Source organism: Pseudomonas sp. CGJS7 (genome assembly GCF_036961695.1).
This window is the reverse complement of record NZ_JBAMDI010000085.1, coordinates 16,277-40,879: the sequence shown is the minus strand read 5'-3', so window position 1 is coordinate 40,879 and position 24,603 is coordinate 16,277. Positions and strand designations below refer to the sequence as shown.

Below are 24,603 nucleotides of genomic sequence, written 5' to 3'. Positions count from 1 at the left end.
AGCTGGCTGGCAACGCAAGTTCCAGCCAATGGGCTGCTGGCTAGACTTTGCCTCGACATAGAGAGCACATGTAAGTGCCGAGGTGACATGCAATGACCGCAGCCTTGCCCTATTCCGCCAATACCACTACACCGGGACCCAACTGATGCCTATGGCCGAGATTCCATTGTGCGTCTGGCGTACCCGGGCACAGAGTTTCATGTTCCGGGGCCAGAGCATCCGCTACTGGACCGCAGGGCAAGGAGAGCCTCTGCTTCTGTTACACGGTTTCCCCACCGCCAGTTGGGACTGGCACTACCTGTGGGGCCCTCTGAGCCAACGTTTCCGGGTGATCGCTTGCGACATGCTCGGCTTTGGTGATTCGGACAAGCCTGTCGATCACACTTACAGCCTGATGGAGCAGGCAGACTTGCAGCAGGCATTGCTTGCCCATCTGCAGGTCGCGCAGCCCGTGCACCTGCTGGCCCACGACTACGGCGGCAGCGTGGCTCAGGAACTGCTGGCGCGACACCATGAGCAGCGTGCCGACATCGCCAGTTGCGTGTTTCTCAACAGCGGGCTGTTCCCCGAAAGCTGCCGCATGCTACTGATCCAGAAGCTGCTGCTCAGCCGGTTTGGCTGGCTGGTCGGGCGCTCGTTCGGGCGTGACGACCTGGTGCGTAATGTGATGCAGGTGTATGGCCCTTGCACCCATCCCAGTGAAAGCGCGCTGGATGATTTCTGGAGCCTGATCGCTGCCAACCGGGGCACGCGCATCCTGCATAAGCTGGTGGGCTACATGCCGGAGCGCAGGTTGCACCGCGAACGCTGGGTCGGGGCGATGCAACGTAAAGGCGTGCCGCTGCGCTTGATCAATGGCGTGGTCGACCCGCTTTCCGGCGCGCACATGCTTGAGCGCTACCGGCAACTGGTGCCGGAGCCGGACACCGTGCAGTTACTGGGCATTGGCCATTACCCGCATACTGAAGCGCCGGTGCAGGTGCTGCGCCACTACCTGGCCTTTCGTGAGCAGCCGCTGAGCTTCTACCCGCCAAAAGTGGCGTGGTCATGACGAGGCTTCAGCGCCGGCCACCTGGCAGCCAGGGTGCATGTTCAGACGCCAAAAAAAAGGCCGCTGCAAGCCGCAGCGGCCAATCGAGACGTCAGATCAAGGAGCTTCAAAATCTACGTCGGTGAACCTGGCAGGCTTGAAAGGCGGGGGGGAGAGCCCTTCAAGCCGGCCAGTGAGTCAAGAATAAGCGCTTGATCCGTCAGGAAAAATAGCTTCTGTCGACATTCACCGTTACGTATCAGGCAACAGTGCCAAGTGCGGGGTAAGCTTCCCAGCGCTATTGCCTTTATCATCCGTTCACTCTGCTGCTTCGGTAATTTTGGAGCACAGTTCATGTCTTTCGATTTCAATCTCGGCAGCCCTGATTTCGGTGAAGGGTGCACAGGTGCACGCTCTGTGAAAGAACAGGTGAAGGCCATGATGGCTCACGCCCAGGAGCTGCAACAACTGATGGCTACGGTTGCGCAACTGGCCAGCCTGATCCCGGAGGCTCATCGGCAACAGTTCACCGAGCAGAAGCGTTTACCGTTGGCGGTTGTCGAGTCGCTCGTGCCGCAAAGGCAGGCGGTGCTTGACCAGTGGTGGGAGCAACAGTCCAGATTAAGTTTGAAACCACTTACCCTGGCGTCCCGTTTGATCCAGCTGATGTTTGCCGAAACGCGCCTCAAGGCCCTTACGTTCAAGGCCTGGGAAGCCGGTATCGAGGCCCTCGAACAGGACGGGGACGCAAACAAGCATGAGGTGTACCTGGTTGCCGGAGATTTGCGTTTTCGTTTGCCGGGTGTCGTCGCCAGCCGTCATGACCTCGAACAGAACCCGGACGCACCTGCGGATTTTCTGATTTACAGCCTGGCCAGCGGTTGCTGGTTCGACACTGAACGCGCGCGCGCAGCCAGCGCACTCGCCCCTGCCTTTGCTGAAGGCAGCCCGTTGCGTTGGCTGTTGTCTTCGCAAGAGCGAGCGGCGTTGTCTACGGAGGGTTTGACACTCGATTTCGTGCCGCTGCAGGTGCCACTTCACAGGTATTTCATCCGTGATCTGCAGGCTATCCAGCTTAAGGCCACCCAGCGCAGCCTGAGGATCAAGGTCGATGACGCCCGGCGTCTGGCCCAGCTCGACAGTGCGGCTCGGCTTGAGCCTCTGGTGGCTGCGCTGCAGAAACGTGCGACGCGGCATGTGCGAGCGTACCGCACCAGCCTGCTGCCCGAATGGCGGCGGTTCATGCAGGGCGAGGAACTGCAAGCCTATCGACAACTGGAAGATGACCTGCAGGTGAAGGAGCAGCGTTGCACCGAGCGTCTGGCGCAATGGCGCGACCTGCGCAGCTTCGCCAAGAAACAGGTCAAGCAAGCCCTTGGCCTGGATATCGACCCCGAGCAGGTACGACTGCGTGTCAGTCACGTCGATGACCCTGAGCAGGCGATGAAACACACCCTGCTCGATTGGGCGCTGAGTGGTGGCTACAGCGGGGGCCAGCTCAAGGTCGAAGTCCTGGGTGAGCGGCACCGTTCATTGTTGGGGAGTACCTCTATCCAGAGCATGATCGAAAAACTGGATTTGCGCGTGAACTACGTCAAGCAGATCCGTACGCTCTATGACGACACTCTGACCATGGCCGCACTGTGTGAGGTGCTTGATGCACGCCTGGCGCTGGCCAATCAGGCCGCTCGTCATCAGGGTTTTCACCCGGCGGCGTTCGATCTGTTGCACCACGCACGCCTGGGGAAAATGCAGGCCAATGTCATCAGCGCCGGTCTGGTTTGCCTCGATGGTGCGCAAACGCCCTTGAAGGACCTGCTGTGCCTGGTGCAGGGCGATCAGTACTTGCTCTACGCCCCTGGTGCACCAGGAGGCGATTTTCATCTTTTCGACTCACTCGAAAAAATGGCGCTCGAAATCGGTAGCTGGACCTTGTGGCCGGTAGGCAGTGAGTACCTGCTGGGGCAATGCTCGCGGGCCCAGCATGATTCGCTCAAACGCCATTTGCGCAAGGTCGAGATGCTGCCCACCGACTGGTCCATGCACAGCGTGACACTCGCGCCGATCACGTCGAAGCAGTGGCCGGATGTGCTCAAAGCTCTGGCCAAGCGCAAGATCCTTGCCCTGATCGAGGATCAACAGGCCACCACGCCAAGCTGGTTCATCAAGGCCAGTCGCACCGAGCAGCAGGCACTGGTTGATATCGACCAACTGCTCAAGCTGGCGCAGGCCAGGTATCAGTCGCTGATGAATATGCCGAGCTTTCGCACCTTCGCCCATCGACAGGTGACGGAAAAGATCAATTCATACCCGGGCAATCGCGGCGGCCCAATCAACCCGGATCAGGTATTGATAGCGCTGGAAGAGGATGCTTTTCGCACACTGACGCAGACCGTCATCAAAGGGTACCCCACGTATTACAATTTTTCCGGTTTTGCCCGCATCACCTCGGCTATCGGCCAGGATATCTCGCACCTGAGCCCGGCGCTGCTGGGGAGCTACATCCGTGCTGCCGACCTGGGCAACAAGTACATCGAAGAAGTGAAAGCCCAGTTACTTGACCGCTCCAGGCCGGAATATGAAAGGCTCAGGCAGTGTTATCGCACGCTCTTTGCTTTGAAGATCAGGCGTGCCGTGCTCAGCGAGAAACTTCAGGGCAGTTTGTCGCGCCGCCATGCGCAGTGGCTGGAGTCGGTGATCGACAGCTTTTCGGGGACCTCGATCGACGCGGCGTGCAACCTTTATCCGTTGTGGATGGACGATTGCCCTGTTCAAGGTGCCTACCTGCTGAAGCATGCTCGTGACCGCGAGCTTGAGCCCTTGGTCTATCTGCCAGAAATCGAGCAAGGCCCCACGCTGCGGACCCTCAGCGAGCTGGCAAGGACTTGGCGTGAGCACGACTTGGCAGGTTATTGCCAAGACCGCGTACCGTTATCGAGCCAGTCGCGCTTGAACGCATTGATCGAAGAGCAACTGCGCGCCGGCGATGGCATTGGGATGGTGCTGGAAGCCGTTGCCCGAGGCAGGGGCGTGCGGCCGCCGATAGGGGAGACCGGGCGTATCGGGGATCCTGTCCAGGACCTGGAGAAACGTATCAGGCGGATGATCAACGAAGCCGCTGAAGACAGCGCCGACGCTGCCGAGCGTATTTCGGCCGTGGTGGTGGAGTGGGGGATCGTACTGGCCGGCATCCTCACCGTGCCGTTTCCGCCGGCGGCTATGGCCGTTGGGCTGTTCTGTGCGGCCAGGTCCTTTGTCACCGGGGCCATCGCGTGGAGCGATGGCGACCGTTCCGCCGCCTTGCTGTCGTTCGCGGCGGGGGTTGCAGGAACGGTGGCTTCCACGGGGGTCTTGGTGCGGCTGTTCGGTGCCGCACAGAAATACATCACCGTGCTTTCCCGGGCAGAGGTGTCTCAGCCCACGGCATTCTCGCGTGTGATCGGGCGGCTATGCGATGACTACGGCGATCTGGTGAGTGAGGTGGCGCCCGCCCTTTATGACGGCTTCTCTCAGGAACTGCTCTGGCTCGTCGAGGAGGAAACGCTAGACGTCGAAGCGCAGTGTGGGTTGCCCGCGTAACCCATGCGCCAGCTCACGGTTCGTGCGGCCGTGAGCAGGCGCTGCGCCGCCGGCCCATGTTCATCGGCATGGAAGATCGACGTCGGCCCGACCACGGTCATCACCGCGGCGATCTGCCCCATGGCGTTGAATACCGGCGCCGACAGCGCATCCACCCCCGGCATCAGCAGGCCATGCACATGGTGCAGGCCCTGTTCGCGGATGCCGGCCAGCAGTGTGTGGTAGTCACTGGCGGTTTGTTGCAATGCGGCCAGTTCCCTGTCGCGCAGTTCCTGGGTTTCTCGCTCGGGCAGGTAGGCGGCGAATACCAGCCCGGTGGACGAGCTGAGCAACGGCAGCACCGAACCGATCTGGGTCACCACGGTGACCGCGCGCACGGCAGGTTCGATGCTTACCACCGTGGCCCCCTGGTTACCCCACACGGCGATGAAGCAGCTTTCGTTGAGTTCATCTCGCAACTGCGACAACGGCATTGCCGCCACCTTGAGCACATCGATGCTGCCCAACGCCGCCAGCCCCACCCGTAATGCCTCACGCCCCAGCCCGTAATGGTTGGTGGCCGCATCCTGTTCGGCAAAACCACTTGCGATCAGCGCCTGCAGGTAGCGATGCACTTTGCTCGCAGGCATCTGCACGTGCTCGGCCAGGCGTGATAGTGACGTCGAGGGTGAGAGTTCAGCGAGGGCCTTGAGGATATCGGTGCCGACTTCCGCCGAGCGGACCTTCTGCTTGCCGGTGTCGGTGGAGGCGTTGGCTTTGGCCATGGGAGGGGAGGTTCCGGGTTTATCGTGTCGCCTTTATAGCTTGACGCCTTGAACGGAGCAAATTACGTTATTCGTAATCTGATTACGATAAAAACAAAACCCGGAGGCATCGATGAACCGCGACACGTCGCCCGACCTTCACTACCTGAGCGGCTTCGGCAACGAATTCGCCAGCGAAGCATTGCCCGGGGCGCTGCCTGTCGGGCAGAACTCCCCGCAGAAGGCCCCGTATGGCCTGTATGCCGAGCTGCTGTCGGGCACGGCGTTCACCATGACCCGCAGCGAGCTGCGCCGTACCTGGCTGTACCGCATTCGCCCTTCTGCCTTGCACCCACGCTTCGAGCGCCTGGCGCGCCAGCCGCTCGGCGGGCCACTGGGTGGCATCAACCCCAACCGCCTGCGCTGGAGCCCGCAGCCGATTCCTGCTGAACCGACCGATTTCATCGAAGGTTGGCTGCCCATGGTCGCCAACGCCGCAGCGGAAAAACCGGCTGGCGTGAGCATCTACATCTACCGTGCCAACCGGTCCATGGAACGGGTGTTCTTCAACGCTGACGGTGAGCTACTGCTGGTGCCGGAACAGGGTCGCCTGCGTATCGCCACCGAACTGGGCGTGATGGAGGTCGAACCGCTGGAAATTGCGGTGATCCCACGTGGCATGAAGTTCCGCGTCGAACTGCTCGACGGCCAGGCCCGTGGCTACATCGCGGAAAACCACGGTGCGCCGCTGCGTCTGCCGGACCTGGGCCCGATCGGCAGCAACGGCCTGGCCAACCCCCGCGACTTCCTCACGCCCGTGGCCCACTACGAAGAAGCCGAAGGCCCGGTGCAACTGGTACAGAAGTTCCTGGGGGAACACTGGGCCTGCGAGCTGCAGCACTCGCCACTGGACGTTGTGGCCTGGCATGGCAGCAACGTGCCGTACAAGTATGACCTGCGCCGCTTCAACACCATCGGCACGGTCAGCTTCGACCACCCGGACCCCTCGATTTTCACCGTGCTCACCTCGCCAACCAGCGTGCATGGCATGGCCAACATGGACTTCGTGATTTTCCCGCCACGCTGGATGGTGGCCGAGAACACCTTCCGTCCGCCATGGTTCCACCGCAACCTGATGAACGAGTTCATGGGCCTGATCAATGGCGCCTACGACGCCAAGGCCGAGGGCTTCCTGCCGGGTGGTGCCTCGTTGCACGGGGTGATGAGTGCCCATGGCCCCGACGCCGAAACCTGTGAAAAGGCCATTGCCGCTGACCTGGCGCCACACAAGATCGACAACACCATGGCCTTCATGTTCGAGACCAGCCAAGTGTTGCGCCCGAGCCTGCAAGCCCTTGAATGCCCGCAACTGCAGGCCGACTACGATAGTTGCTGGGCGACTTTGCCGAGCACCTTCAACCCGAACCGGAGATAACCCATGAACCACTCTGCCAATGCCCGTAGCTGGGTCGAGCACGCCAACGGGCACAGCGACTTCCCCCTGCAGAACCTGCCATTAGGCATCTTCAGCCGGCCGGGTGAAGCCAGGCGCTGTGGCGTGGCCATCGGCGACGCGATCCTCGACCTGGAGGCGGTGCTGGCCGCCGGGCTGTTCGACGGGGCGTCCAAGGCCGCCGTTGAAGCCACCCGCGGCGGGGCTCTGAACGCATTCTTCGCTTTGGGCCGCAACGCCCGCGTAGCCCTGCGCGAGCGTTTGCAGGTGCTGCTGGGCGAGCACAGCGAACACCAGGCAGCCCTGAAGCCGGCGCTGCTCCCGGCCAGCGACTGCCAACTGCACGTGCCAGCGCAGATCGGTGACTACACCGATTTCTACGTTGGTATCGAGCATGCGAAGAACGTGGGCAAACTGTTCCGCCCCGACAACCCACTGCTGCCCAACTACAAGTACGTGCCGATCGGTTATCACGGCCGCGCCTCCACCATCCGCCCGTCCGGCACCGACGTGCGTCGGCCCAAGGGTCAGACCCTGCCGGCCGGGCACACCGAGCCGAGCTTCGGCCCTTGCGCTCGTCTGGACTACGAACTGGAACTGGGTATCTGGATTGGCCAGGGCAATGACATGGGCCAGGCAATTCCGGTAGGCGATGCCGCCGAGCACGTAGCCGGCCTGTGCCTGCTCAACGATTGGTCGGCGCGCGATATCCAGGCCTGGGAATACCAGCCACTGGGGCCGTTCCTGTCCAAGAGCTTCATCACCACCATTTCGCCCTGGGTGGTCACCGCCGAAGCGTTGGAACCGTTCCGCTGCGCCCAGCCGGAGCGCCCGGAGGGCGACCCGCAGCCACTGTCGTACCTGCTGGACAAGCGCGACCAGGCCAGCGGTGCATTTGATATCGAACTCGAAGTGCTGCTGCTGACCGAGCGCATGCGTGAGCAGGGCATTGCCCCGCACCGCCTGACTCTGAGCAACACCCGCAGCATGTACTGGACCGTGGCACAGCTGGTGGCGCACCACAGCGTCAACGGCTGCCAGCTGCAGCCGGGTGACCTGTTCGGTTCGGGCACGCTGTCGGGCGCCACGCCGGGATCGTTCGGTAGCCTGCTGGAGATCACCGAAGGCGGCAAACTGCCGGTCGAGCTGGCCAGCGGCGAGGTGCGCAAATTCCTTGAAGACGGCGACGAAATCATCCTGCGTGCCCGCTGCACACGTGACGGCGTGGCCAGCATCGGTTTCGGTGAGTGCCGCGGCACGGTCATCGCAGCCAACTGAGGAGGCAGGGGTATGGAGCTGTACACCTATTACCGTTCCACCTCGTCCTACCGGGTGCGCATTGCCCTGGCACTGAAGGGGCTGGCTTACCAGTCCCTGCCGGTCAACCTGCTGCAGGGTGAGCAGCGTGGCGAGGGCTATGTAGCCGTCAACCCGCAGGGCCGCGTACCGGCCTTGCGCACCGACGGTGGTGAGGTGCTGGTGCAGTCGCCGGCGATCATCGAGTACCTGGAAGAGGTTTATCCACAGCCTGCGTTGCTGCCGGCCACAGCCGAGGCACGGGCCAAGGTACGTGGGGTGGCGGCCATCATTGGTTGCGACATTCATCCGCTGCACAACGTCAGTGTGCTCAACCGGCTGCGCCAGGCCGGTCAGGATGAGGGGCAGGTCAACCAGTGGATCGGCCACTGGATCAGCCAAGGGCTCGCGGCAGTGGAGCAACTGATTGGCGATCACGGTTTCTGCTTTGGCGACACGCCTGGGCTGGCGGATGTGTACCTGATCCCGCAGTTGTACGCGGCCGAACGCTTCAACATCGACCTCGCCAGCTTCCCGCGCATCCTGCGGGTTGCCGCACTGGCGGCCGCGCACCCGGCGTTCGCCAAGGCCCATCCCGCCCAGCAGCCGGACAGCCCGGCTCAGTGAAGTGAACGGTTCGCCGCCGGAAGCTTGCCGATTCGCTCGGACAGCTTCAGGCGCTGGACCGGGTCTTCCGTCAGCAGCAATGCATGCTCCAGGTCGAAGCGCTCGGCCTGTGGGCAATCCAGATGATGGTAGAGCGAGGCGCGAGTCATGTAGTCGCTCACCTGCACCGGGCCCAACTGCATGATCCGCTCTGCATCGATCAACGCCGCCAGGTGGTTGTCGTTACTGATGTGCAGTTGGCGCAGGTTGCGTGACAGGCGTTGCAGTATCTGCAGCGGGCTGGCGCTGCGCAGGTGCTCGGCTGTCAGCGCCAGGTGCGGGCCGAACTGGCGCGCCAGCAATTCGCGGCAGTCGCTGGGATACAGGCGCCGGCCGCCACAGGGATCGAGCAGGTGGTCGGCACCCGGCACGCGCAGCAGGAAATGGCCAGGGAAGCCCACACCCTCCAGCGGTATGGACAGGCGTCTGGCCAGTTCCAAAGCGAGGATGGCCAGGGTCAGTGGTTGGCCGCGGCGGCGCTGCAGTACCTTGTCCATCATCGCCGCATGGGGGCGCAAGGGGTGATATTCATCCTGCTGAAAGCCCAGCGCATTCAGCTGGCGCAGCAGTGGCTGGGCCAGTTCGCTTAGGGGAAGCATCGGCAGGTTGGCGCTTATCTCGCGCTGCAGGTCGTGCAGCGCAGCAAGGCTGGCCGCGGGCTCGACACCAGGGTCGTGCTCGGCGGCAATCCACAATGCGGCTTCCAGCAGGTCGACAGGCTCGCGTTCCAGGCAGGCCAGGCAGGCTTGACGTGGCTTCATGGGGCATCTCCACACACGTTTGAGTATTAGCCGTGGCGCGGGGTTTCGTCCAGTGGTCCGGCGGCGGCGTCAACGCTGATGCCGTGCCTATACTGGAAGGAGCACCTCTTAGGGGAGCCGGTCGATGTTCGCGCTGATGCAAAGCACCCGTACCCAGTCACTGCACCTGTTCAATGACCCGTCTACGGGCCTGAAAGCCGTTGTGGCAATCCACAGTGAGCATTTGGGCCCGGCCATGGGGGGATGCCGCTATCTACCTTACGCCGATGACGAAAGCGCCATGACCGACGCTATTCGCCTGGCCCAGGGCATGAGCTACAAGGCAGCACTGGCCGGCTTGCCGATGGGGGGCGGCAAGGCGGTGATCATGCGCAACCCGCATGTGGAAAACCGCGCCGCGCTGTTCGAGGCCTTTGGCCGCTTCATCGATACCTTCCATGGCCGCTTCATTATCGCCGTGGACAGTGGCACCTCGACCTTGGACATGGACTGCATTGCCCACAGCACTCCCTACGTGACCAGCACCACTGCGTCGGGCGACCCATCGCCACATGCGGCGATGGGGGTGTTCGCGGGCATACGTGCCACAACCTCGTTCCGGCTGGGCAGCGATGACCTGAGAGGCTTGCGGGTAGCGGTGCAGGGGTTGGGCAATGTCGGTTATGCACTTGCGGAGCAATTGCATGCGGTGGGCGCGGAGCTGCTGGTCAGCGACCTGGACCCGGGGCGGGTGCGGCTGGCGATGGAGCAGTTCGATGCCAAACCGGTGACCAACGATGCGTTGATCAGTACCCCTTGCGATATCTTTGCACCCTGCGGCGTGGGCCCGGTACTGAACGGGCAGAGCGTGATGCAACTGCGTTGTGCGGCAGTGGCGGGGGCGGCCAACAACCAGCTGACTACCTTGCAGGTGGCAGACCAGCTGGAGTCGCGCGGCATATTGTATGCACCTGACTACGTGATCAATGCCGGTGGGCTGATCTATGTGGCACTCACCCACCGTGGCGAAGACCAGCGCACCATTACTGCGCACCTGGCGCGGATCCCTTCACGGCTGACCGAAGTGTTTGGCCATGCGCAGGCGGAGAAGCGTTCGCCGGCAAGGGTGGCGCAGATGTTGGCGGAGCGGTTGTTGTATGGCTGAAGGTTGATGATGGCGTGGTGGGCCACTTCGCGGGTAAACCCGCACACCTCCGGCGATATCACTCGGCAGCAGTACCCTCAAGCAATTCAGCCAACGCATCCGGCTGGCTTTTGAACGCCCGGGCGAACACATCGCGGTTCTTCGCCATGTAGATACCGGCTTCCTCGACCTGCTGCTCGGTCAGCGACGGAACCGCCTTGTGCAGCACTTCGGCCAGGCGCTCGGCCAGTTCGAGCATTTTGTCGTGACGGTCTGCTTCGGCCTTATCCATGAACAAGCGCTCCGGGTCGCGGCTGCTGCGGTACACCACTTCGACGGCCATTCATCACCTCTATGCCTTTTTGCTGGTTGCTTTGCGATTTACTGTATCTATATACAGTAATGGCAATGCTGGTTGGTTCGCAAGCAGAAATTGTAGCGTGGTACAGACCGAGCGCTGCGGGTGCGCCTTTGCCAGGAACAATGTATGACCGGGGGATATTGGCCAGCAGGTCCGGCCTATTCGCGGGTAAACCCGCTCCTACAATGGTACGCCGCGCGGGCGGGGCTCGATTTCACAGGCGCTGAAACTGCTGCGGCAAACACATAGAGGCCTTCATCCAACCTGAAGCGAAATCCTCATTGCTTCATGCCCAGCTCGGCATCATCCATCAGCGCCTTGGCCATGGCACTCAGATAATGGGCGGCCCAGATCATCATGGGCTTCTCCTCCATCAGGCCAGTAATGGTCAATTCACGCACATAGCCCATCAATTCCGACGACTGCTCGCGGGCGTCCCTGCAGGGGATGCCGGGCTCGATGCGGAACAGTGGATGGGTGCTGTTTTCGCCTTGATAGAAAGTGGTCTTGCCGACGGTGAATTGGGTGTCTTCTGTTGTCATTGTTCAATTCCCTGAAGTTTCTCGAGTGCCTGGCCGACCCTTTCGCGGGCATGCCCGCTCCCACAGGTACAGTGCAAGTCTTGAAGACTATGGTGATCCTGTGGGAGCGGGCGAGCCCGCGAAGAGGCCGGCCCTCCCGGCGCATTAACCAGCCTTAGTGCGAAGTCCTGGGCTCAGCGGGCATCTGCACCTGAACCAGTGCCGACTCAAGCAGAGCCCGCAGCGCCTCCAGCTCATGCATCGAGGTCATCATCAGGATCGAAACCGGTGATTTGGGCTGAAGCAGCAACGCCTGATGCACCACGGTGGCTGCGCACAACGCGTAGTCGGTGGCCTGGATCAGGGTGTCTTCGAGGGAATGGGGGTAATGGGGTGGATCGGGAACTACTTTCAGCATGGTGAAGGCCTGTTCAAAGTTGGGGCCACCACCTCCTGCTGTCAAACAATGAGGCGGCAGCTGTACATGGGTTGACAGACCGGTGAACAGAACCAAAAGCCGGCGCACACGAGGTGCCCCATGACAGCTGCCATAAAGGCAAAGCCATGTGGTTAGTTCAGGGCGGCCTGTCAAAGCCGGTCGCTGATTGGCAGCGACGACCCCAGACTAGTGCGCATGCCCGAACGCCACAATGGCAGGGAGTATCTTTGGGAAATGCCCTACAAGGAAGGGGTTAAATCTGATTCTTCCCCAAGCACGGCGTGCTTTTTTGCAATGCGCCACGCCTCAAGGTGCCTTGCGGCAATCGGTCGCCTTCCAAGACAGGGGCTTGGCCCTTTAACTGCATGGCACAAGCGTCACATCAGCGACGCATCATCCTTAAAGACGTATCGGGGAATGGAACATCGTGAACATCAAATGGGCAGAAAAACTGCGCAAGGGCCTGCACGGCTCGGCCGACTCGCTAGGCAACCTGTGTGTCGAGGCGTTCCATTACCTGGCGCTGTTCGGCATTGGCGCCATCACCGCCTACGCGGCAGTAGTGACGTTCCTGGACATGCTGGGCAAGGGCGGGATCAGTGTCGATGACATCCTGCTGTTGTTCATCTACCTGGAGCTGGGGGCGATGGTGGGGATCTACTTCAAGACCAACCACATGCCGATCCGCTTCCTGCTGTACGTGGCAATCACCGCGCTCACTCGCCTGCTGATCGGCGATGTTTCGCATCACAAGGCACCGGATGAAGGGCTGCTGTACCTGTGCGGCGGCATCCTGCTGCTGGCGTTCTCGATCCTGGTGGTGCGCTACGCTTCGTACCGCTACCCCTCGACCAAGGTGCTGGACGCCAACGGCAAGGCAGTGGAGGAGGGTAAGTAAAGGGGCTACTTACCCAGTGCCAAGGCCTGCGGTGCAGGTTGTTGAATCCTGGCTGGCGCTCGGGAAAGAATCGCGACATTGGGTTGCGGTCATTGGGCGCCAAAGGAGACAGCAATGAGTGTGACCACCGAACAAGTACATGCCCATCTCAAGACTGCGCTGAAGCTCGACCCCGATGCTGTGCATGTCACCGAAGTTGCCGATATGATCGGACTGGACGTGATACGTAGCCGCACGCTGCTCGAAGAGTCGCTGCACTGGTTGAAACAGAATCAGGAACCGACCTACGACCAAGGCCTGTTCGGCCTGTTCGATAAACCCAGTACCTTCGACCCGGCGCATCGGGTAGCTGGTTTGCGCCTGCCCGACCTGGAGCGTGAAATCGGGCGGATGCTGGGGAGGTTGGGCTGAGTCAGTTGGTCATGCTTACTGCCGCGAACGGTCGGGCGTTTGTGTTCGGTTCGCGGCTCAGTGCTGCCAACACCTGCAAAGGGTTCTGCCCCAACTCGATGGCCAAGCCCAAGCGGATGCTGTCGATCACCCGCTGCAGGCGCACCGGGTCGTTGCGTTGGGCCGGGGTGATGAGGCGCTTGGCGACCACGCCGGCGTCGTCGGACAGGGTCAGCATGATGCTGCCGTCGAGGTTCGCAATGCTCAGGTTCACCCGATATTCGGGGGCGAATGCAGCACTGATTCGTTCGAATGGGTTGTTCATGGTCTTGCTTCTGCGGTGAGTGATGCAGAGGTTGACCGGGACGTTCGCACGTTGGTTCAGCGCCATTGATCGGCACAAACGAAAACGCCCGGCTCAAGGCCGGGCGTTTTGCATTGCCGATCAGGCGTCCGGGTCACTCAGTTCCAAGGCGCCGCGCTTGCTGCGCAGCTTGCCGTAGAAGTGCTCCAGCGCGTGATTGAGCTTGGTGGCGGCACCGTCGACTGCCTGGTCCAGCGAACTGGCGGTGTGGGTCACGGAAATCGGTTGGTGGCCTTTCGGGCGAGCCTCCATCTGGCAGCGTTTGTCATGCGGTCCGGGCTTGACGCCGTTCTCGTCGCGCAGGTGAACCTCGATGCGGGTGAGGTCTTCTTCGTAACGTTCCAGCGAGTTCTGCAGTGTGCTGCGGACCCACTGGTCGAGCCGGGCGTTACCGTCGAAATCGTTGCTGCTGTTGACCTGGATTTGCATGATTCAATCCTTATTCAGCTTGCTCGCATGGAGACGCGCCTAGGCCCTTGAGACCCTTGGAATTTCTGCGCCTCTTGACTCTAAGGTCAGGCAACTGCGGAATGAATTCAAGCCCTTTTTGAAAATAAATTTCTTGTTGCAAAAGGGGGCTACAAAGCGGCCCCCATTTGCTACCGGTCAGAATTCCACCGACGTCTGCACATACAAGGTACGTGGTTCACCCACATACTTGCCCTTGTTGTTGTCATCGTAAGAACGTGTGTAGTACTCGCGGTTGAACAGGTTCTTCACCCCAACTGCCACCTTGAGGTTCGACAACTGCGGGCCAAAGTCGTACCCGGCACGGGTGCTGACCAGCATGTAGCCCGGAATGCGCCCGGTGCTTCCATCGGCGCTTTCGGTGCTGGTGTTGGCGTTGTCGGCGTACTGGCTGCTCTGGAAGCTGCCGTCCAGGTTCAGCTGCCAAGGGCCCTCGGTGTAGCCCACGCCCAGGTTGCCCTTGTGGCGCGACGAGAACGGTACCTGGTTGCCTTTGTTCGGCCCGTCCTCACGGATGGTGGCGTCGACGAACGCATAGCTGGCGTGCACGTCGAAGCCGGCCAAGGCCGGGCTCAGGCCGTCCAGCGCATAGCGGACGCTGGTCTCGATACCCTGGTGGCGGGTTTCACCACGGGCGATCACCGAGTCGTTGGTCTGGTTGCTTTCATACTGGTTGTCGAAGTTGATCAGGAACGCGCCGATCTCGGCCTGCAAGTCGCCGTTGTCGTAACGGGTACCCACTTCCCAGGTGCGCGCTTTTTCCGGTTTCACTTCGCCACTGCTGACCCGGTTGGGCATCTGGCTGTACTGCACGCTGCCGAACGAGCCTTCGGTGTTGGCGTACAGGTTCCAGCTGTCGGTCAGGTGGTACATCACGTTCAGGGCTGGCAGTGCAGTGTTGTAGCTGCCCTGGTAGCGCTGGCCGTTGAGCTTGTTGCTCTGCTCGGAGTCGATCATCTCGTAGCGCACGCCCGGGGTGATGGTCCAGCGGCCGATGTCGATGCGGTCATCCAGGTAGATGGCATGGGCTTCGGTGCTGCCACGGGTGTCGCGGTCGTTGCGGCTGGCGGTGGTGGGCAGGCTGCCGTTCACCGGCTCGCGGAAGCGCAGTTCGTGGCCGGCTTCGTTGACGTAGCGGTAGCCGATGCCCAGCTCGTGCCAGCTGTCACCCAGGGCCACGCCCTGCGAGAAGCGGGTTTCGATGCCACGCACCCAGTACTCGCGTGGCGACAGCGAGACGAAGCTGCCTTGGTCCAGGTAGCCGCTGCGCAGGGTCTTGGTGAAGAAGCTGTTGACGCTGAACTGGCGGTCATCCTGCTTGTAGTCGTAGCCGAAGTTGAACAGGGTGCGGCGGCCCCAGAACTTGTCTTTCAGGCGCGTGGACTGGTACGGGTCGGCATCGAAATCGGCGGTGCTCAGGCCGCCGGGCATGTCGGCCTCGCCCTCGTAGTACTGGGCCATGGCGTGCAGGCTGTTGGCTTCGTCCAGTTGCAGCTTGCCCTTGAGGATCAGGTCGTCGATCTGCGTGTCGCTGTGTTCGCGCCAGTCACCCCCGCGGGTGCCGGAGTACAACAGGGCGCCGCCCAGGCCGTTGTCGTTGGTGCCACCGACCAGCAGGTTGGCGCTGTTCTTGAAACCGTCGTGGCTCGAAGACGGGCTGATCTGGTTTTGCATGGCGGCCTTGAACGTGGCCTGTTCAGGGATCGCCCGGGTGACGAAGTTGACGATGCCGCCGACGTTCTGCGGGCCGTAGCGCACCGCGCCGCCACCGCGCACTACGTCCACGGCGTCCATGTTGCCCATGCTCAGCGGGGCCAGCGACAGCTGCGGCTGGCCGTACGGCGCGAAGGGCACCGGGATGCCATCCATCAGCACGGTCGAGCGCGATGCCAGGCGCGGGTTGAGGCCGCGGATGCCGAAGTTCAGCGCCAGGTCATGGCTGCCGGTACCGTTGTTGTCGGGGGCGTTGACCCCGGGGATGCGGTTGAGCACTTCGCGGGCGGTGGTAGCACCGTTGCGTTCGAATTCCTCACGGCGCACTACGTCGCGGGCGCCGGGGTGCTCGAATACGTTGTCCTGCTGCGCCTCGGCCAGCCAGTCGCCGACCACGGTGGAGGCGCCTAGCTCGACTGCTGCGCCGGCAGCTGGGGCTGTGATGGGTTGCAGGCTGAACGCGTTGTCGGTTTCCTGGCGTGCTTGCAGGCCGCTGCCGCGCAGCAGGGCGTCCAGCCCCTGGCGCGTGTCGTACTGGCCGTCCAGGCCTTGAGTGCTCATGCCCTGGGTCAGTTGCGAGCCGAACGAGATCAGTGCACCGCTTTCACGGCCGAACTGGTTGAGGGCGTCTTCAAGAGAACCGGCGGCGATGTGGTAGCTGCGGGTTTCGGCCTGGGCGGCGGGCATGGCCAGGCCGAGGGTGGTGGTGAGCAGCAGGGCGTGAACGAACGGGCTGGGGCGCAACGGCATGGGTGGTGTCCTGAGAGAGGGCTTCTGCCATGTCTGTCACGCGAGGTCGGGAAAATGGCTCATTCGATGTGAAAGTATTTCGCCTTTGCTGGCGCTAACTGATTTTGGGCTCGACCGTCACCCAGTAGCGGGTGAACTGCTTCACACGCACCGGCAACGCCACTTCCAGCATTTGCAGGATGCGCTCACTGTCATCCAGCGGATACGACCCGGAAATGCGCAAGTCGGCAACCTGCTCGCTGCACCCCAACTGCCCATGGCGATAGCGCCCGAGTTCGGCAAGGAAGTCTGCCAGGCGCATCTGCGAGGCCACCAGCATGCCGTCGACCCAGGCGCCGACATTGCGGTCGAGTGCCGACACCGAGCGCCAGGCGCCGGTGAAGCGTGCCTGTTGCCCGGCCATGAGCGGCTGCCCATGTGCGCTGGCCCCGCCTTCGAACACCGACACCAGGCTATACCCGTCGAACTGGCGTACGTTGAAGCGCCCGCTGTCCAGGTACAACACACCCTCACCAGTACGTAGCTGCAGCGGCCGTGCTTCGCTGGCCACTTGCAGTGCCAGTTCGCCCTCGAACAGTTGCACCCACCGCTGCTGCCCGTCGAAACGCACATCGGCGGCGCTGCGGGTGTTGAGTTGCAGCACGCTGCCGTCGCCAAGTTGCATGCGTCGGCGCTGACCGACCGGGCTGCGGTAGTCGGCCATCATCCCGGGAAGGGGGTTGTGCTGTTGCAGGCCAAGCCCCGTGGCGCTGGCCACACCGACCAGCAGCAAGGCCTTGAGCGCCCGACGCCGGGCTGAAGATTGCGGGGCTTGCAGCGTTGCGTGCACCACCGGCGAGGACACCCCACGCAAGCGTTGGTTGACCTGTTGGATATGCGCCCAGGCCCGCTGATGCTCCAGGTCGGCCTGCAACCAGTGGTCGAACGCCAGCTGTTGCGCCTGGCCGAAGTCATCACCTTGCGACTCGATCAACCAATGCACGGCCTGTTCCGCCACCAGCGGGGAAAACGAGGCGTTCACAGCGCGAAGTAGCAGCGCATGGCTGCCTTGTTCAGGTAGCGCTTGACCGTGGCCAGCGAAATGCCCAGTTCGCGGGCGATTTCGCCTTGGCCCAGGCCGTCGACCTGGGCCAGCAGGAAGGCGCGTTTGACCAACGGTGGAAGGCCGTCCAGCAAGTGGTCGAGCGCTAGCAATGTCTCGAAGATGATCGCCTTCTGTTCCTCGCACGGCGCGACCTCTTCCGGTACCTGTGCGAGCGCTTGCAGGTAGGCACGCTCCAGTTCCTGGCGGCGGAAGTGGTTACACAATACGCGTTTGGCTACGGTGGCAAGAAACGCACGCGGCTCCACCAACTGGGGCCCCTCGCGCGCCTGGAGCAGGCGCATGTAGGTGTCCTGGGCCAGATCGGCGGCGCTGTGCGGGCAGCCCAGACGGCGACGCAACCAGCCGGTGAGCCAGTTGTGGTGTTCGTGGTAAAGGCCTTCGACCGTCGATGTAAGCGCGCTGGTCACCGTGATACTCCGGCGCATGACAGCGCAACTGGTAGTAAGAATTGTTCGCATTGTATGGGTGGCCGTCTGTTTCGGCAATCGTCACCTGTCAGCAGGCTTTGCTTATGAGAATTGAAATCATTAGTATTGCAACCCCGAAAACGCCCGGACCTTCGCCATGACGCGCAAAACCGCCGGCCTCCCGCTCAGTTACCGGCTGGGCGTTGCCTCACGCAGCCTGGCCGCGCTGCTGGGCGGCTACTTGCTGGCGTCGATGGCCAGTGTCTGTATTGCCTTGGTGGCGCCGTTGCCCAAGGTCGATGCCACGCTCACCGGCCTGCTGCTGTCGTTCGTCTTCTACCTGCTGGCGTTCATCTGGTGTTTCGCCTGCCGCAGCGCCTGGCGTGCCTGGTTGGGCGTATTGGCGCCAAGCCTGCTGCTGGGCGTGATCAGCGGCGTTGCCTACTGGATGAAAAACCCATGAAAGAAGGCTTCCGCCAGGCCATGGCCTGGCTGCACACCTGGACCGGCCTGATCTTCGGCTGGCTGTTGTTCGCCATCTTCCTTACCGGCACGCTGTCGTACTTCAAGGAAGAAATCACTCATTGGTCGCAACCTGAAGTGCGCAGCCATGCCCTGGACCCGATCAATAGCCTGGCTGTGGCTCAACGTTACCTGCAGGACAATGCAGGGCATTCGAGTACCTGGTTCATTCGCATGCCGAACGAACGGGAGGCCGCCTTGAGTGTGGGGTACCGCGACCCCAGTGGCGGCCCGCGTGGCTTCGTCAGGAAAACCCTCGATACCCAGACCGGCCAGCCGGTGGAAGCACGTGACAGCCGCGGTGGTGAGTTCTTCTACCGCTTTCACTTCCAGCTTCAGATGCCTTATCCGGTTGGCCGTTGGCTCTCGACGTTCTGCGCTTTCATCATGCTGCTGGGGTTGGTCACCGGCATCATTACCCACAAGAAGATCTTCAAAGAGTTCTTCACCTTTCGCCCTGGCAAGGGGCAGCGTTCCTGGCTGGACGGGCACAACGCCATCGGCGTGCTGGTGCTGCCGTTTCACCTGATGATCAGCTACAGCAGCCTGGTGCTGTTCATGTACATGGTGATGCCGGCAGGCATCATGGCCAGCTACGGCAATGACACCGACAAGTACTTCAACGACCTGTTTGGCCGCAACGATGCGCCCAAGGCGGCCCAGGTGGCCACACCGCTGGTAGCGCTGCCGAGCCTGTACGCCAAGGTGCAGGAGCTGCAGCCGGGGGCGCGTGTCGGCAACATCCAGGTGCAGAACCCGGGCGACAGCAATGCCCGCGTCACCTTCACCCAATCGGCAGCCGACCACGTGGCTTATCGGCGTAGCGCCAACTGGACATTCGATGGGGCCAGTGGTGCGCTGTTGAGCCAGGGCAAGCCAGAGAGCGGGGTAATGATGACCGCCTTCAGTTTCGCCGGCCTGCACATGGGTAACTTTGCCGGGCCTTGGCTGCGCTGGCTGTACTTCTTCTTTGGCGTGGCCGGTACTGCGGTGATTGGTACCGGGTTGGTGATGTGGTTGGGCAAGCGCCAGCTCAAGCACGCCAAGAGCGGAGCTGTGCCAGGTGAGCTGCGCCTGGTCGAAGTGCTCAATATGGCCAGCATGAGCGGCTTGTTGCTGGCGGTGGCGAGCTTCTTCTGGGCCAACCGCCTTGTGCCCATGGCTGTCGAAGGCCGGGCCGACTGGGAGGTGAATGCTTTCTTCATCGCCTGGGGCCTGTCGCTGGTGCACGCCGTGCTGCGTAGCGGGCGCAAGGCCTGGGGCGAGCAACTGGCGCTGGGGGCGCTGGCCTTCGCCCTGCTGCCGTTGCTCAATGGCCTGACGACTGACCGGGGCTTGAACCATTCGGTACTGGAGGGCGACTGGGCCATGGCCGGCTTCGATCTGACAGCCCTGGGGACCGGCCTGTTTCTGGCCTGGCTGGCTCGCAAGATGCTGGCCAGCTCCACGCCCGTAGCCAAGCGCGCCGCGCGTGCGACAAAAAAGCCGAGCATTGAAACGGTGGGGGCGAGCTGATGCTGGGTAACGCACTGATCGCCTTTGCAGGCTTCGTTGCCCTGTGCCTGGCGATGGAAAAGCATTTCAGCGACTTGCTCGGGCGCAAGCCGCGCCCGCGCCACTTGCACCTGTTGCGTTTTGCAGGTTGGCTGCTGCTGATACTGTCGCTGGTGCTCAGCGTGCACCAGCGTGGCTGGGCCCTCGGCCTGGTGGAGTGGACCGCGGTGCTGATGGCCGGGGTAACACTGTGGGTGTTCGGCCTGCCGTACCAGCCTCGTCTGCTGCTGGGCCTGGCCGCCGCCAGCGTGGTGCTGGGCCCGATGCTCGCCGTGTTTGCCGTGTGACCCCCGTGAGCGAGCCAGGGGATATCATCGAGCCTCACGCTGACAGCGCAGGCGCACGTGCACGTTTCGTCCAGGTGTTCCAGGCCCAGCGTGCGCGTATGGAGGCGTTGGTAAACCGTCGGGTCGGCTGCCGCGCCACCGCTTCGGACCTGGTCCAGGAGTTGTTCCTGCGTTTCTGGCGTCGCCCCGAGGTCAAGGTCGAGGCGCTGGACACTTACCTGCTGCGTTGCGCGGGCAACCTGGCCATAGACCACCTGCGCAGCGAAAGTAGCCGCGAACGCGTGGCCGAAGCCGCTGTGCCGGTGAGCGAGGCGAGCCTGGCCCAGGCCCCTGAGCAGGCCGTGGAGGTTGACCACGACTTGCAGCGTATCGAGGCCACCTTGCGTGCCTTGCCCGAGCGCACCCGGCAGATCTTCCTGCTCAACCGCATTCACGGCTGCAAGTACAGCGAAATCGCCAAAGTCATGCAGCTGTCACAGAGCGCCGTGGAAAAGCATATGATGCGCGCCCTCGAAGCGTGCAAGGCGAGTGTTGCCGAGCCCGCGTCCACCCCACGCCGGCCAGGGAGCGCCCGTCGATGAGCCGTTTACCGCCGATCACCGAAGCGCAGTTTCAGGCTGCCCTGCAATGGTTCAACCGGATCAACGAGCAACCCGGGCAAGCCGAAGGCGCGGCATTCAAGCGCTGGTTGCTGGCCGACCCCGCACACCGCGCAGCCTACGACCAGGCCCAGGTACTTTGGCAGAAAAGCGCCGCCCCGGCGGCGCGGCTGGCGGACGAAGAACAGGACGCCCTGCAGCGCTACCTCGATGCCATGGCCAGACCACCGGCGCGTGGCGGCTGGCGGCGGGCGGCAGGGCTGGCGATGGCAGCCTGCCTGGTGCTGGCCGTGGGCGTCGCGGGTGGTTGGCACCCGGGGTACTGGTTGCAGGACCTGCAGGCGGACTACCGCAGTGCCGGGCAGATTCGCCAGGTGACCTTGGCCGACCAGTCGCAGGTGACGCTTGATGCAGGTAGCGCCATTGCGGTCGATTTCGCCCAGGGTGAGCGCCGTGTGCGGTTGCTGCATGGCGCGGCGTTCTTCGAGGTTACCCATACCGGTGAGCCGTTCCTGGTGGAAGCTGCCGGCGGCGAAGTGCGGGTGCTCGGCACCCAGTTCGAGGTGCGTGAGCAAGGCGAGGGTGCCCAGGTGACGGTGCGCAGTGGGCGTGTGGGCGTCAGCCCCGCGCAGGGCACTGTGGCGCGAGAACTGACTGCCAACCAGCAGGTGACCTACCGCGCAGGCAGGGTAGGCGACACCCTGGCGGTGGACAGTGACAACCGTCTGGCCTGGCGCCAGGGGTGGCTGAACTATTACCAGGTGCCGCTGGCGCAGGTGATCGATGACCTTGGGCGTTATTACCCGGGGCGTATCCTGTTGCTCGATAGTGACCTGGGGCAGCGCAAGGTCAGCGGCAGCTTCCCGGTGGCCGAGCCGCTGCTGGCGCTGGATTCGCTGGGCAAGGTGATGGGTTTTTCAAGGCAGACCGTATTGGGGCGTTTGACCCTGGTTCGGTAGTTGCCTGTGCCGGCCTCTTCGCGGGTAAACCCGCACCTACACCGTTGCGCGCCCCCCTGTAGGAGCGGGTTCACCCGCGAAGAGGCCGGCACAGCAAAAAATATTTCCAGGCACAGGTGAGGTAACAGCACGTGGCATCCGTGTAATGAGTGAAAGTGCGATTCATTCGCAGTAATCACCCTCTCACAGGTCAGCGTCCATGAAGTTCTCCCCGCGTTGCGTCCCTCTCTGGTTCGGCCTTGCTGCGCTCCCGGCCTTCGCTGTCGCCCCCCTGGCAACCGCGGCCGAGCAGTTGCAGGCCTATGCCTTCGCCCAGCCGGCCCAACCCTTGGCCCAGGCCCTGAACGCCTTCAGCCGCACCACTGGCCAGAGCGTGGTCTACACCCTCGAGCTGCCGGGCGTGCAAGCGCCGGCGCTGAATGGTCGGTTCAGCGCCGAGCAGGCGCTGCAACAACTGCTGGGCAACGCTGGGCTGGCCTGGCGCCGCGTCGACGCACGTACTCTGACCCTCGAACCTGCAGACACCTCCGGGGCCCTCAGCCTGCAGGCCACCACCGTGACCTCGCAACTGGACGACTACAGCTACCAGCCCCCGGCCAGCGCTTCGATCATGCGCGGGCAGGGCCCGAACCAGGACATCCCCCAGGCAATCAACGTGGTACCGGCCCAGGTCATCCGCGACCAGGCCCCGCGCAACCTCGATGATGCCCTGGCCAACGTCAGCGGCATTACCCAGGGCAACAACTTCGGCGGCACATCCGACACGGTGATGAAACGTGGCTTCGGCGACAACCGCGACGGTTCGATCATGCGCGATGGCATGCCCGTGGTGCAGGGCCGCAACCTCAACGCCAGCACCGAGCGGGTCGAAGTGCTCAAGGGCCCTGCCTCGCTGCTGTACGGTATCCAGGACCCGGGTGGGGTCATCAACGTGGTCAGCAAGCGTCCGCAGTTGCAGCAGTACAACGCCCTGACCGTGCGCGGCTCGACCTATGGCAGCGGCAAGAACGGCAGCGGTGGCGGGCTCGACAGCACGGGCGCACTGGGTGACAGCAACTTCGCCTACCGCCTGATCGTCGACCACGAAGACGAGGACTACTGGCGCAACTACGGCGTGCACCGCGAATCGCTGGTGGCGCCGTCGCTGGCCTGGCTGGGCGAAGACACCCAGGTGGTGCTGGCCTACGAGCACCGTGAATTTCTCTATCCGTTCGACCGTGGCACCGCTTTCGGCAACAACGGCCACCCGCTGAACATCCCTGCCACGCGCCGCCTGGACGAGCCGTTCAACGACATGGAAGGGCGCTCCGACCTGTATCGTCTGGAAGTCGACCATCAGCTGGCCGATGACTGGAAGCTGCACTTCGGCTACAGCTTCAATCGTGAGACCTACGATGCCAGCCAGGTTCGCGTGACCGGCGTCAACGAAACCCAAGGCACGCTGACACGCAGCATCGACGGCACCCACAACGCCATGAGCCGTGACCAGTTCGTGACCCTGAGCCTCAATGGCAATGTCGAGCTGGCGGGGATGCAGCATGACCTGCTGTTCGGCATCGACCATGAAGACCGCAAGATCTTTCGCGGTGACCTGATTCGCCAGACACCACAGTCCACGTTCAGTTATCTGGACCCGGTCTACGGACAGGAAGTGGAGGGCACCAACGTACGAGCCAGCGACAGCGATCAGACCGACAAGCTGCGCACCGATGCGCTGTTCGTGCAGGACGCGCTGCACCTCGATGAGCACTGGATCCTTGTTGCAGGTGCGCGTTTCCAGCAGTACGACCAGTACGCTGGCCGCGGTCGCCCGTTCAAGGCCAATACCGACATCAGTGGCCAGGCCTGGGTACCCCACGCCGGTATCGTTTACAAAGTCGACGACCAGCTCTCGTTCTATGGCAGCTACAGCGAGTCGTTCAAGCCCAACTCGACCATCGCGCCGCTGACCGGCAATGTCGTGCTCGACTCCTCGGTGGCGCCTGAGGAGGGCAAGGCGTGGGAGCTGGGCGCCAAGCTCGACATGCCAGGCCGCATCACAGGCACCCTGGCATTGTTCGATATCACCAAGCGCAATGTACTGGTCTCGAACTTTGACGCCGTCACAAGCGAGACGGTCTACAGCAATGCGGGTGAGGTCAGTTCACGCGGTGTGGAACTCGACGTAACCGGCCAGCTCAGCGAGCGCTGGAGCCTGATCGGCAGCTATGCTCTGACCGATGCCAAGGTCACCAAGGACCCTGATCTTGAGGGCAATCGCCTGCAGAACGTGGCCCGGCACAGCGGCTCGCTGTCGGCGGTGTATGACTTTGGCAGCCTGTTCGGGGGGGACCGGCTGCGCTTCGGTGCCGGCGCCCGTTATGTGGGCGAGCGTTCGGGTAACGCGACCAACACCTTCGACCTGCCGAGCTATACCGTTGCCGATGCGTTTGCCACTTATGAAACCAAACTCGACGAACACAACGTGCGCCTGCAACTGAACGTGAAGAACCTGTTCGACAAGGTGTATTACAGCTCGGCGGTGAACCAGTACTTTGTGGCGATTGGCGATGCGCGGCAGGTCAGTTTGTCGAGCACCTTCGAGTTCTAGGTAAAGGGGGCCGCAGAGCGGGCGC

At 62.6% G+C, this 24,603-nt stretch carries 24 protein-coding genes; 14 read left to right on the top strand and 10 right to left on the bottom strand.

The window, feature by feature from the left end; translation table 11 throughout:
* The first annotated feature begins 145 nt into the window (after nucleotides 1-145).
* Nucleotides 146-1,051: an alpha/beta fold hydrolase gene (locus tag V7787_RS35685; protein ID WP_020192813.1), complete on the top strand. Its 906-nt coding sequence runs from the start codon at nucleotides 146-148 to the stop codon at nucleotides 1,049-1,051.
* Nucleotides 1,052-1,384: 333 nt separating this feature from the next.
* The gene (locus V7787_RS35680; protein WP_336092112.1) at nucleotides 1,385-4,609 is read left to right on the top strand and encodes a hypothetical protein; all 3,225 of its coding nucleotides are present in this window, start codon (nucleotides 1,385-1,387) and stop codon (nucleotides 4,607-4,609) included.
* On the opposite strand, the gene V7787_RS35675 is transcribed toward V7787_RS35680, so the two are convergent.
* On the bottom strand, nucleotides 4,540-5,373 hold the full coding sequence (locus tag V7787_RS35675) for an IclR family transcriptional regulator (RefSeq protein WP_336092109.1): 834 nt from the start codon (nucleotides 5,371-5,373) through the stop codon (nucleotides 4,540-4,542). The genes V7787_RS35680 and V7787_RS35675 overlap by 70 nt on opposite strands.
* Before the next feature lie 112 nt (nucleotides 5,374-5,485).
* Between V7787_RS35675 and hmgA the strand changes: the two genes are divergently transcribed.
* The 3 genes from hmgA to maiA are packed head-to-tail and all read left to right on the top strand — an operon-like array spanning nucleotide 5,486 to nucleotide 8,728.
* Nucleotides 5,486-6,787 carry a homogentisate 1,2-dioxygenase gene (gene hmgA / locus V7787_RS35670; protein WP_019436969.1) on the top strand — a complete coding sequence of 434 codons (1,302 nt, stop codon included), beginning with the start codon at nucleotides 5,486-5,488 and terminating at the stop codon, nucleotides 6,785-6,787.
* Between the two features lie 3 nt (nucleotides 6,788-6,790).
* Nucleotides 6,791-8,083 carry a fumarylacetoacetase gene (fahA, locus tag V7787_RS35665; protein WP_336092106.1) on the top strand — a complete coding sequence of 431 codons (1,293 nt, stop codon included), beginning with the start codon at nucleotides 6,791-6,793 and terminating at the stop codon, nucleotides 8,081-8,083.
* A 12-nt stretch (nucleotides 8,084-8,095) separates the two neighbouring features.
* The gene (gene maiA, locus V7787_RS35660) at nucleotides 8,096-8,728 is read left to right on the top strand and encodes a maleylacetoacetate isomerase (RefSeq protein WP_019436967.1); all 633 of its coding nucleotides are present in this window, start codon (nucleotides 8,096-8,098) and stop codon (nucleotides 8,726-8,728) included.
* Here maiA and V7787_RS35655 read toward each other — a convergent pair.
* Entirely contained in the window at nucleotides 8,722-9,528 is an 807-nt protein-coding gene (locus V7787_RS35655) for a SirB1 family protein (protein WP_064491624.1), read from the bottom strand. The genes maiA and V7787_RS35655 overlap by 7 nt on opposite strands.
* Before the next feature lie 124 nt (nucleotides 9,529-9,652).
* Between V7787_RS35655 and V7787_RS35650 the strand changes: the two genes are divergently transcribed.
* Entirely contained in the window at nucleotides 9,653-10,672 is a 1,020-nt protein-coding gene (locus V7787_RS35650; protein WP_020191462.1) for a Leu/Phe/Val dehydrogenase, read from the top strand.
* A 58-nt stretch (nucleotides 10,673-10,730) separates the two neighbouring features.
* On the opposite strand, the gene V7787_RS35645 is transcribed toward V7787_RS35650, so the two are convergent.
* From V7787_RS35645 to V7787_RS35635, 3 genes are all read right to left on the bottom strand, one after another.
* Nucleotides 10,731-10,994: a YebG family protein gene (locus tag V7787_RS35645; protein WP_003251679.1), complete on the bottom strand. Its 264-nt coding sequence runs from the start codon at nucleotides 10,992-10,994 to the stop codon at nucleotides 10,731-10,733.
* A gap of 296 nt (nucleotides 10,995-11,290) precedes the next feature.
* Nucleotides 11,291-11,554, bottom strand: a complete 264-nt coding sequence (locus V7787_RS35640) for a DUF3077 domain-containing protein (RefSeq protein WP_003251681.1) — start codon at nucleotides 11,552-11,554, stop codon at nucleotides 11,291-11,293.
* Between the two features lie 154 nt (nucleotides 11,555-11,708).
* Nucleotides 11,709-11,951 carry a hypothetical protein gene (locus V7787_RS35635; RefSeq protein WP_064491623.1) on the bottom strand — a complete coding sequence of 81 codons (243 nt, stop codon included), beginning with the start codon at nucleotides 11,949-11,951 and terminating at the stop codon, nucleotides 11,709-11,711.
* 448 nt (nucleotides 11,952-12,399) lie between these two features.
* On the opposite strand from V7787_RS35635, the gene V7787_RS35630 reads away from it, so the two are divergent.
* Complete coding sequence (locus tag V7787_RS35630) at nucleotides 12,400-12,870, top strand: phosphate-starvation-inducible protein PsiE (RefSeq protein ID WP_003251685.1); 471 nt, start codon at nucleotides 12,400-12,402, stop codon at nucleotides 12,868-12,870.
* A gap of 114 nt (nucleotides 12,871-12,984) precedes the next feature.
* Nucleotides 12,985-13,281 carry a hypothetical protein gene (locus V7787_RS35625; protein WP_064491622.1) on the top strand — a complete coding sequence of 99 codons (297 nt, stop codon included), beginning with the start codon at nucleotides 12,985-12,987 and terminating at the stop codon, nucleotides 13,279-13,281.
* A gap of 1 nt (nucleotide 13,282) precedes the next feature.
* Here V7787_RS35625 and V7787_RS35620 read toward each other — a convergent pair whose 3' ends face one another.
* From V7787_RS35620 to V7787_RS35600, 5 genes are all read right to left on the bottom strand, one after another.
* Complete coding sequence (locus tag V7787_RS35620) at nucleotides 13,283-13,585, bottom strand: DUF3509 domain-containing protein (protein ID WP_198748424.1); 303 nt, start codon at nucleotides 13,583-13,585, stop codon at nucleotides 13,283-13,285.
* A gap of 120 nt (nucleotides 13,586-13,705) precedes the next feature.
* Nucleotides 13,706-14,053 (bottom strand): HPF/RaiA family ribosome-associated protein, encoded by a 348-nt coding sequence (locus V7787_RS35615; RefSeq protein WP_014592331.1) that lies wholly within the window; start codon nucleotides 14,051-14,053, stop codon nucleotides 13,706-13,708.
* A gap of 177 nt (nucleotides 14,054-14,230) precedes the next feature.
* A complete protein-coding gene (gene fecA / locus V7787_RS35610) occupies nucleotides 14,231-16,555 on the bottom strand; it encodes a TonB-dependent Fe(3+) dicitrate receptor FecA (protein WP_064491621.1) in 2,325 nt (774 codons plus the stop codon).
* Between the two features lie 94 nt (nucleotides 16,556-16,649).
* Nucleotides 16,650-17,576, bottom strand: a complete 927-nt coding sequence (locus V7787_RS35605; RefSeq protein WP_064491620.1) for a FecR domain-containing protein — start codon at nucleotides 17,574-17,576, stop codon at nucleotides 16,650-16,652.
* Nucleotides 17,573-18,085, bottom strand: a complete 513-nt coding sequence (locus V7787_RS35600; RefSeq protein WP_064491619.1) for a sigma-70 family RNA polymerase sigma factor — start codon at nucleotides 18,083-18,085, stop codon at nucleotides 17,573-17,575. The genes V7787_RS35605 and V7787_RS35600 overlap by 4 nt, the downstream gene beginning before the upstream one ends.
* A 139-nt stretch (nucleotides 18,086-18,224) precedes the next feature.
* On the opposite strand from V7787_RS35600, the gene V7787_RS35595 reads away from it, so the two are divergent.
* From V7787_RS35595 to V7787_RS35570, 6 genes are all read left to right on the top strand, one after another.
* Nucleotides 18,225-18,530, top strand: a complete 306-nt coding sequence (locus V7787_RS35595) for a DUF3649 domain-containing protein (RefSeq protein WP_020191458.1) — start codon at nucleotides 18,225-18,227, stop codon at nucleotides 18,528-18,530.
* Entirely contained in the window at nucleotides 18,527-20,104 is a 1,578-nt protein-coding gene (locus V7787_RS35590; RefSeq protein ID WP_064491617.1) for a PepSY-associated TM helix domain-containing protein, read from the top strand. The genes V7787_RS35595 and V7787_RS35590 overlap by 4 nt, the downstream gene beginning before the upstream one ends.
* Complete coding sequence (locus tag V7787_RS35585; protein ID WP_104887064.1) at nucleotides 20,104-20,430, top strand: DUF3325 domain-containing protein; 327 nt, start codon at nucleotides 20,104-20,106, stop codon at nucleotides 20,428-20,430. The genes V7787_RS35590 and V7787_RS35585 overlap by 1 nt, the downstream gene beginning before the upstream one ends.
* Before the next feature lie 5 nt (nucleotides 20,431-20,435).
* Complete coding sequence (locus V7787_RS35580) at nucleotides 20,436-21,011, top strand: RNA polymerase sigma factor (RefSeq protein WP_104887864.1); 576 nt, start codon at nucleotides 20,436-20,438, stop codon at nucleotides 21,009-21,011.
* Nucleotides 21,008-21,988 (top strand): FecR family protein, encoded by a 981-nt coding sequence (locus V7787_RS35575; RefSeq protein ID WP_104887065.1) that lies wholly within the window; start codon nucleotides 21,008-21,010, stop codon nucleotides 21,986-21,988. The genes V7787_RS35580 and V7787_RS35575 overlap by 4 nt, the downstream gene beginning before the upstream one ends.
* A gap of 199 nt (nucleotides 21,989-22,187) precedes the next feature.
* Nucleotides 22,188-24,578 carry a TonB-dependent siderophore receptor gene (locus V7787_RS35570; protein WP_336092089.1) on the top strand — a complete coding sequence of 797 codons (2,391 nt, stop codon included), beginning with the start codon at nucleotides 22,188-22,190 and terminating at the stop codon, nucleotides 24,576-24,578.
* Nucleotides 24,579-24,603: the final 25 nt, after the last annotated feature.

Coding starts and splice junctions, on each gene's coding strand:
- hmgA (WP_019436969.1), top strand. CDS start 5,486: ATGAACCGCGACACGTCGCCCGACCTTCACTACCTGAGCGGCTTCGGC.
- V7787_RS35590 (WP_064491617.1), top strand. CDS start 18,527: ATGAAAGAAGGCTTCCGCCAGGCCATGGCCTGGCTGCACACCTGGACC.
- V7787_RS35675 (WP_336092109.1), bottom strand. CDS start 5,373: ATGGCCAAAGCCAACGCCTCCACCGACACCGGCAAGCAGAAGGTCCGC.
- maiA (WP_019436967.1), top strand. CDS start 8,096: ATGGAGCTGTACACCTATTACCGTTCCACCTCGTCCTACCGGGTGCGC.
- fecA (WP_064491621.1), bottom strand. CDS start 16,555: ATGCCGTTGCGCCCCAGCCCGTTCGTTCACGCCCTGCTGCTCACCACC.
- V7787_RS35655 (WP_064491624.1), bottom strand. CDS start 9,528: ATGAAGCCACGTCAAGCCTGCCTGGCCTGCCTGGAACGCGAGCCTGTC.
- V7787_RS35575 (WP_104887065.1), top strand. CDS start 21,008: ATGAGCCGTTTACCGCCGATCACCGAAGCGCAGTTTCAGGCTGCCCTG.
- V7787_RS35570 (WP_336092089.1), top strand. CDS start 22,188: ATGAAGTTCTCCCCGCGTTGCGTCCCTCTCTGGTTCGGCCTTGCTGCG.
- V7787_RS35635 (WP_064491623.1), bottom strand. CDS start 11,951: ATGCTGAAAGTAGTTCCCGATCCACCCCATTACCCCCATTCCCTCGAA.
- fahA (WP_336092106.1), top strand. CDS start 6,791: ATGAACCACTCTGCCAATGCCCGTAGCTGGGTCGAGCACGCCAACGGG.
- V7787_RS35645 (WP_003251679.1), bottom strand. CDS start 10,994: ATGGCCGTCGAAGTGGTGTACCGCAGCAGCCGCGACCCGGAGCGCTTG.
- V7787_RS35650 (WP_020191462.1), top strand. CDS start 9,653: ATGTTCGCGCTGATGCAAAGCACCCGTACCCAGTCACTGCACCTGTTC.
- V7787_RS35615 (WP_014592331.1), bottom strand. CDS start 14,053: ATGCAAATCCAGGTCAACAGCAGCAACGATTTCGACGGTAACGCCCGG.
- V7787_RS35600 (WP_064491619.1), bottom strand. CDS start 18,085: ATGCGCCGGAGTATCACGGTGACCAGCGCGCTTACATCGACGGTCGAA.
- V7787_RS35625 (WP_064491622.1), top strand. CDS start 12,985: ATGAGTGTGACCACCGAACAAGTACATGCCCATCTCAAGACTGCGCTG.
- V7787_RS35620 (WP_198748424.1), bottom strand. CDS start 13,585: ATGAACAACCCATTCGAACGAATCAGTGCTGCATTCGCCCCCGAATAT.
- V7787_RS35585 (WP_104887064.1), top strand. CDS start 20,104: ATGCTGGGTAACGCACTGATCGCCTTTGCAGGCTTCGTTGCCCTGTGC.
- V7787_RS35595 (WP_020191458.1), top strand. CDS start 18,225: ATGACGCGCAAAACCGCCGGCCTCCCGCTCAGTTACCGGCTGGGCGTT.
- V7787_RS35680 (WP_336092112.1), top strand. CDS start 1,385: ATGTCTTTCGATTTCAATCTCGGCAGCCCTGATTTCGGTGAAGGGTGC.
- V7787_RS35640 (WP_003251681.1), bottom strand. CDS start 11,554: ATGACAACAGAAGACACCCAATTCACCGTCGGCAAGACCACTTTCTAT.
- V7787_RS35685 (WP_020192813.1), top strand. CDS start 146: ATGCCTATGGCCGAGATTCCATTGTGCGTCTGGCGTACCCGGGCACAG.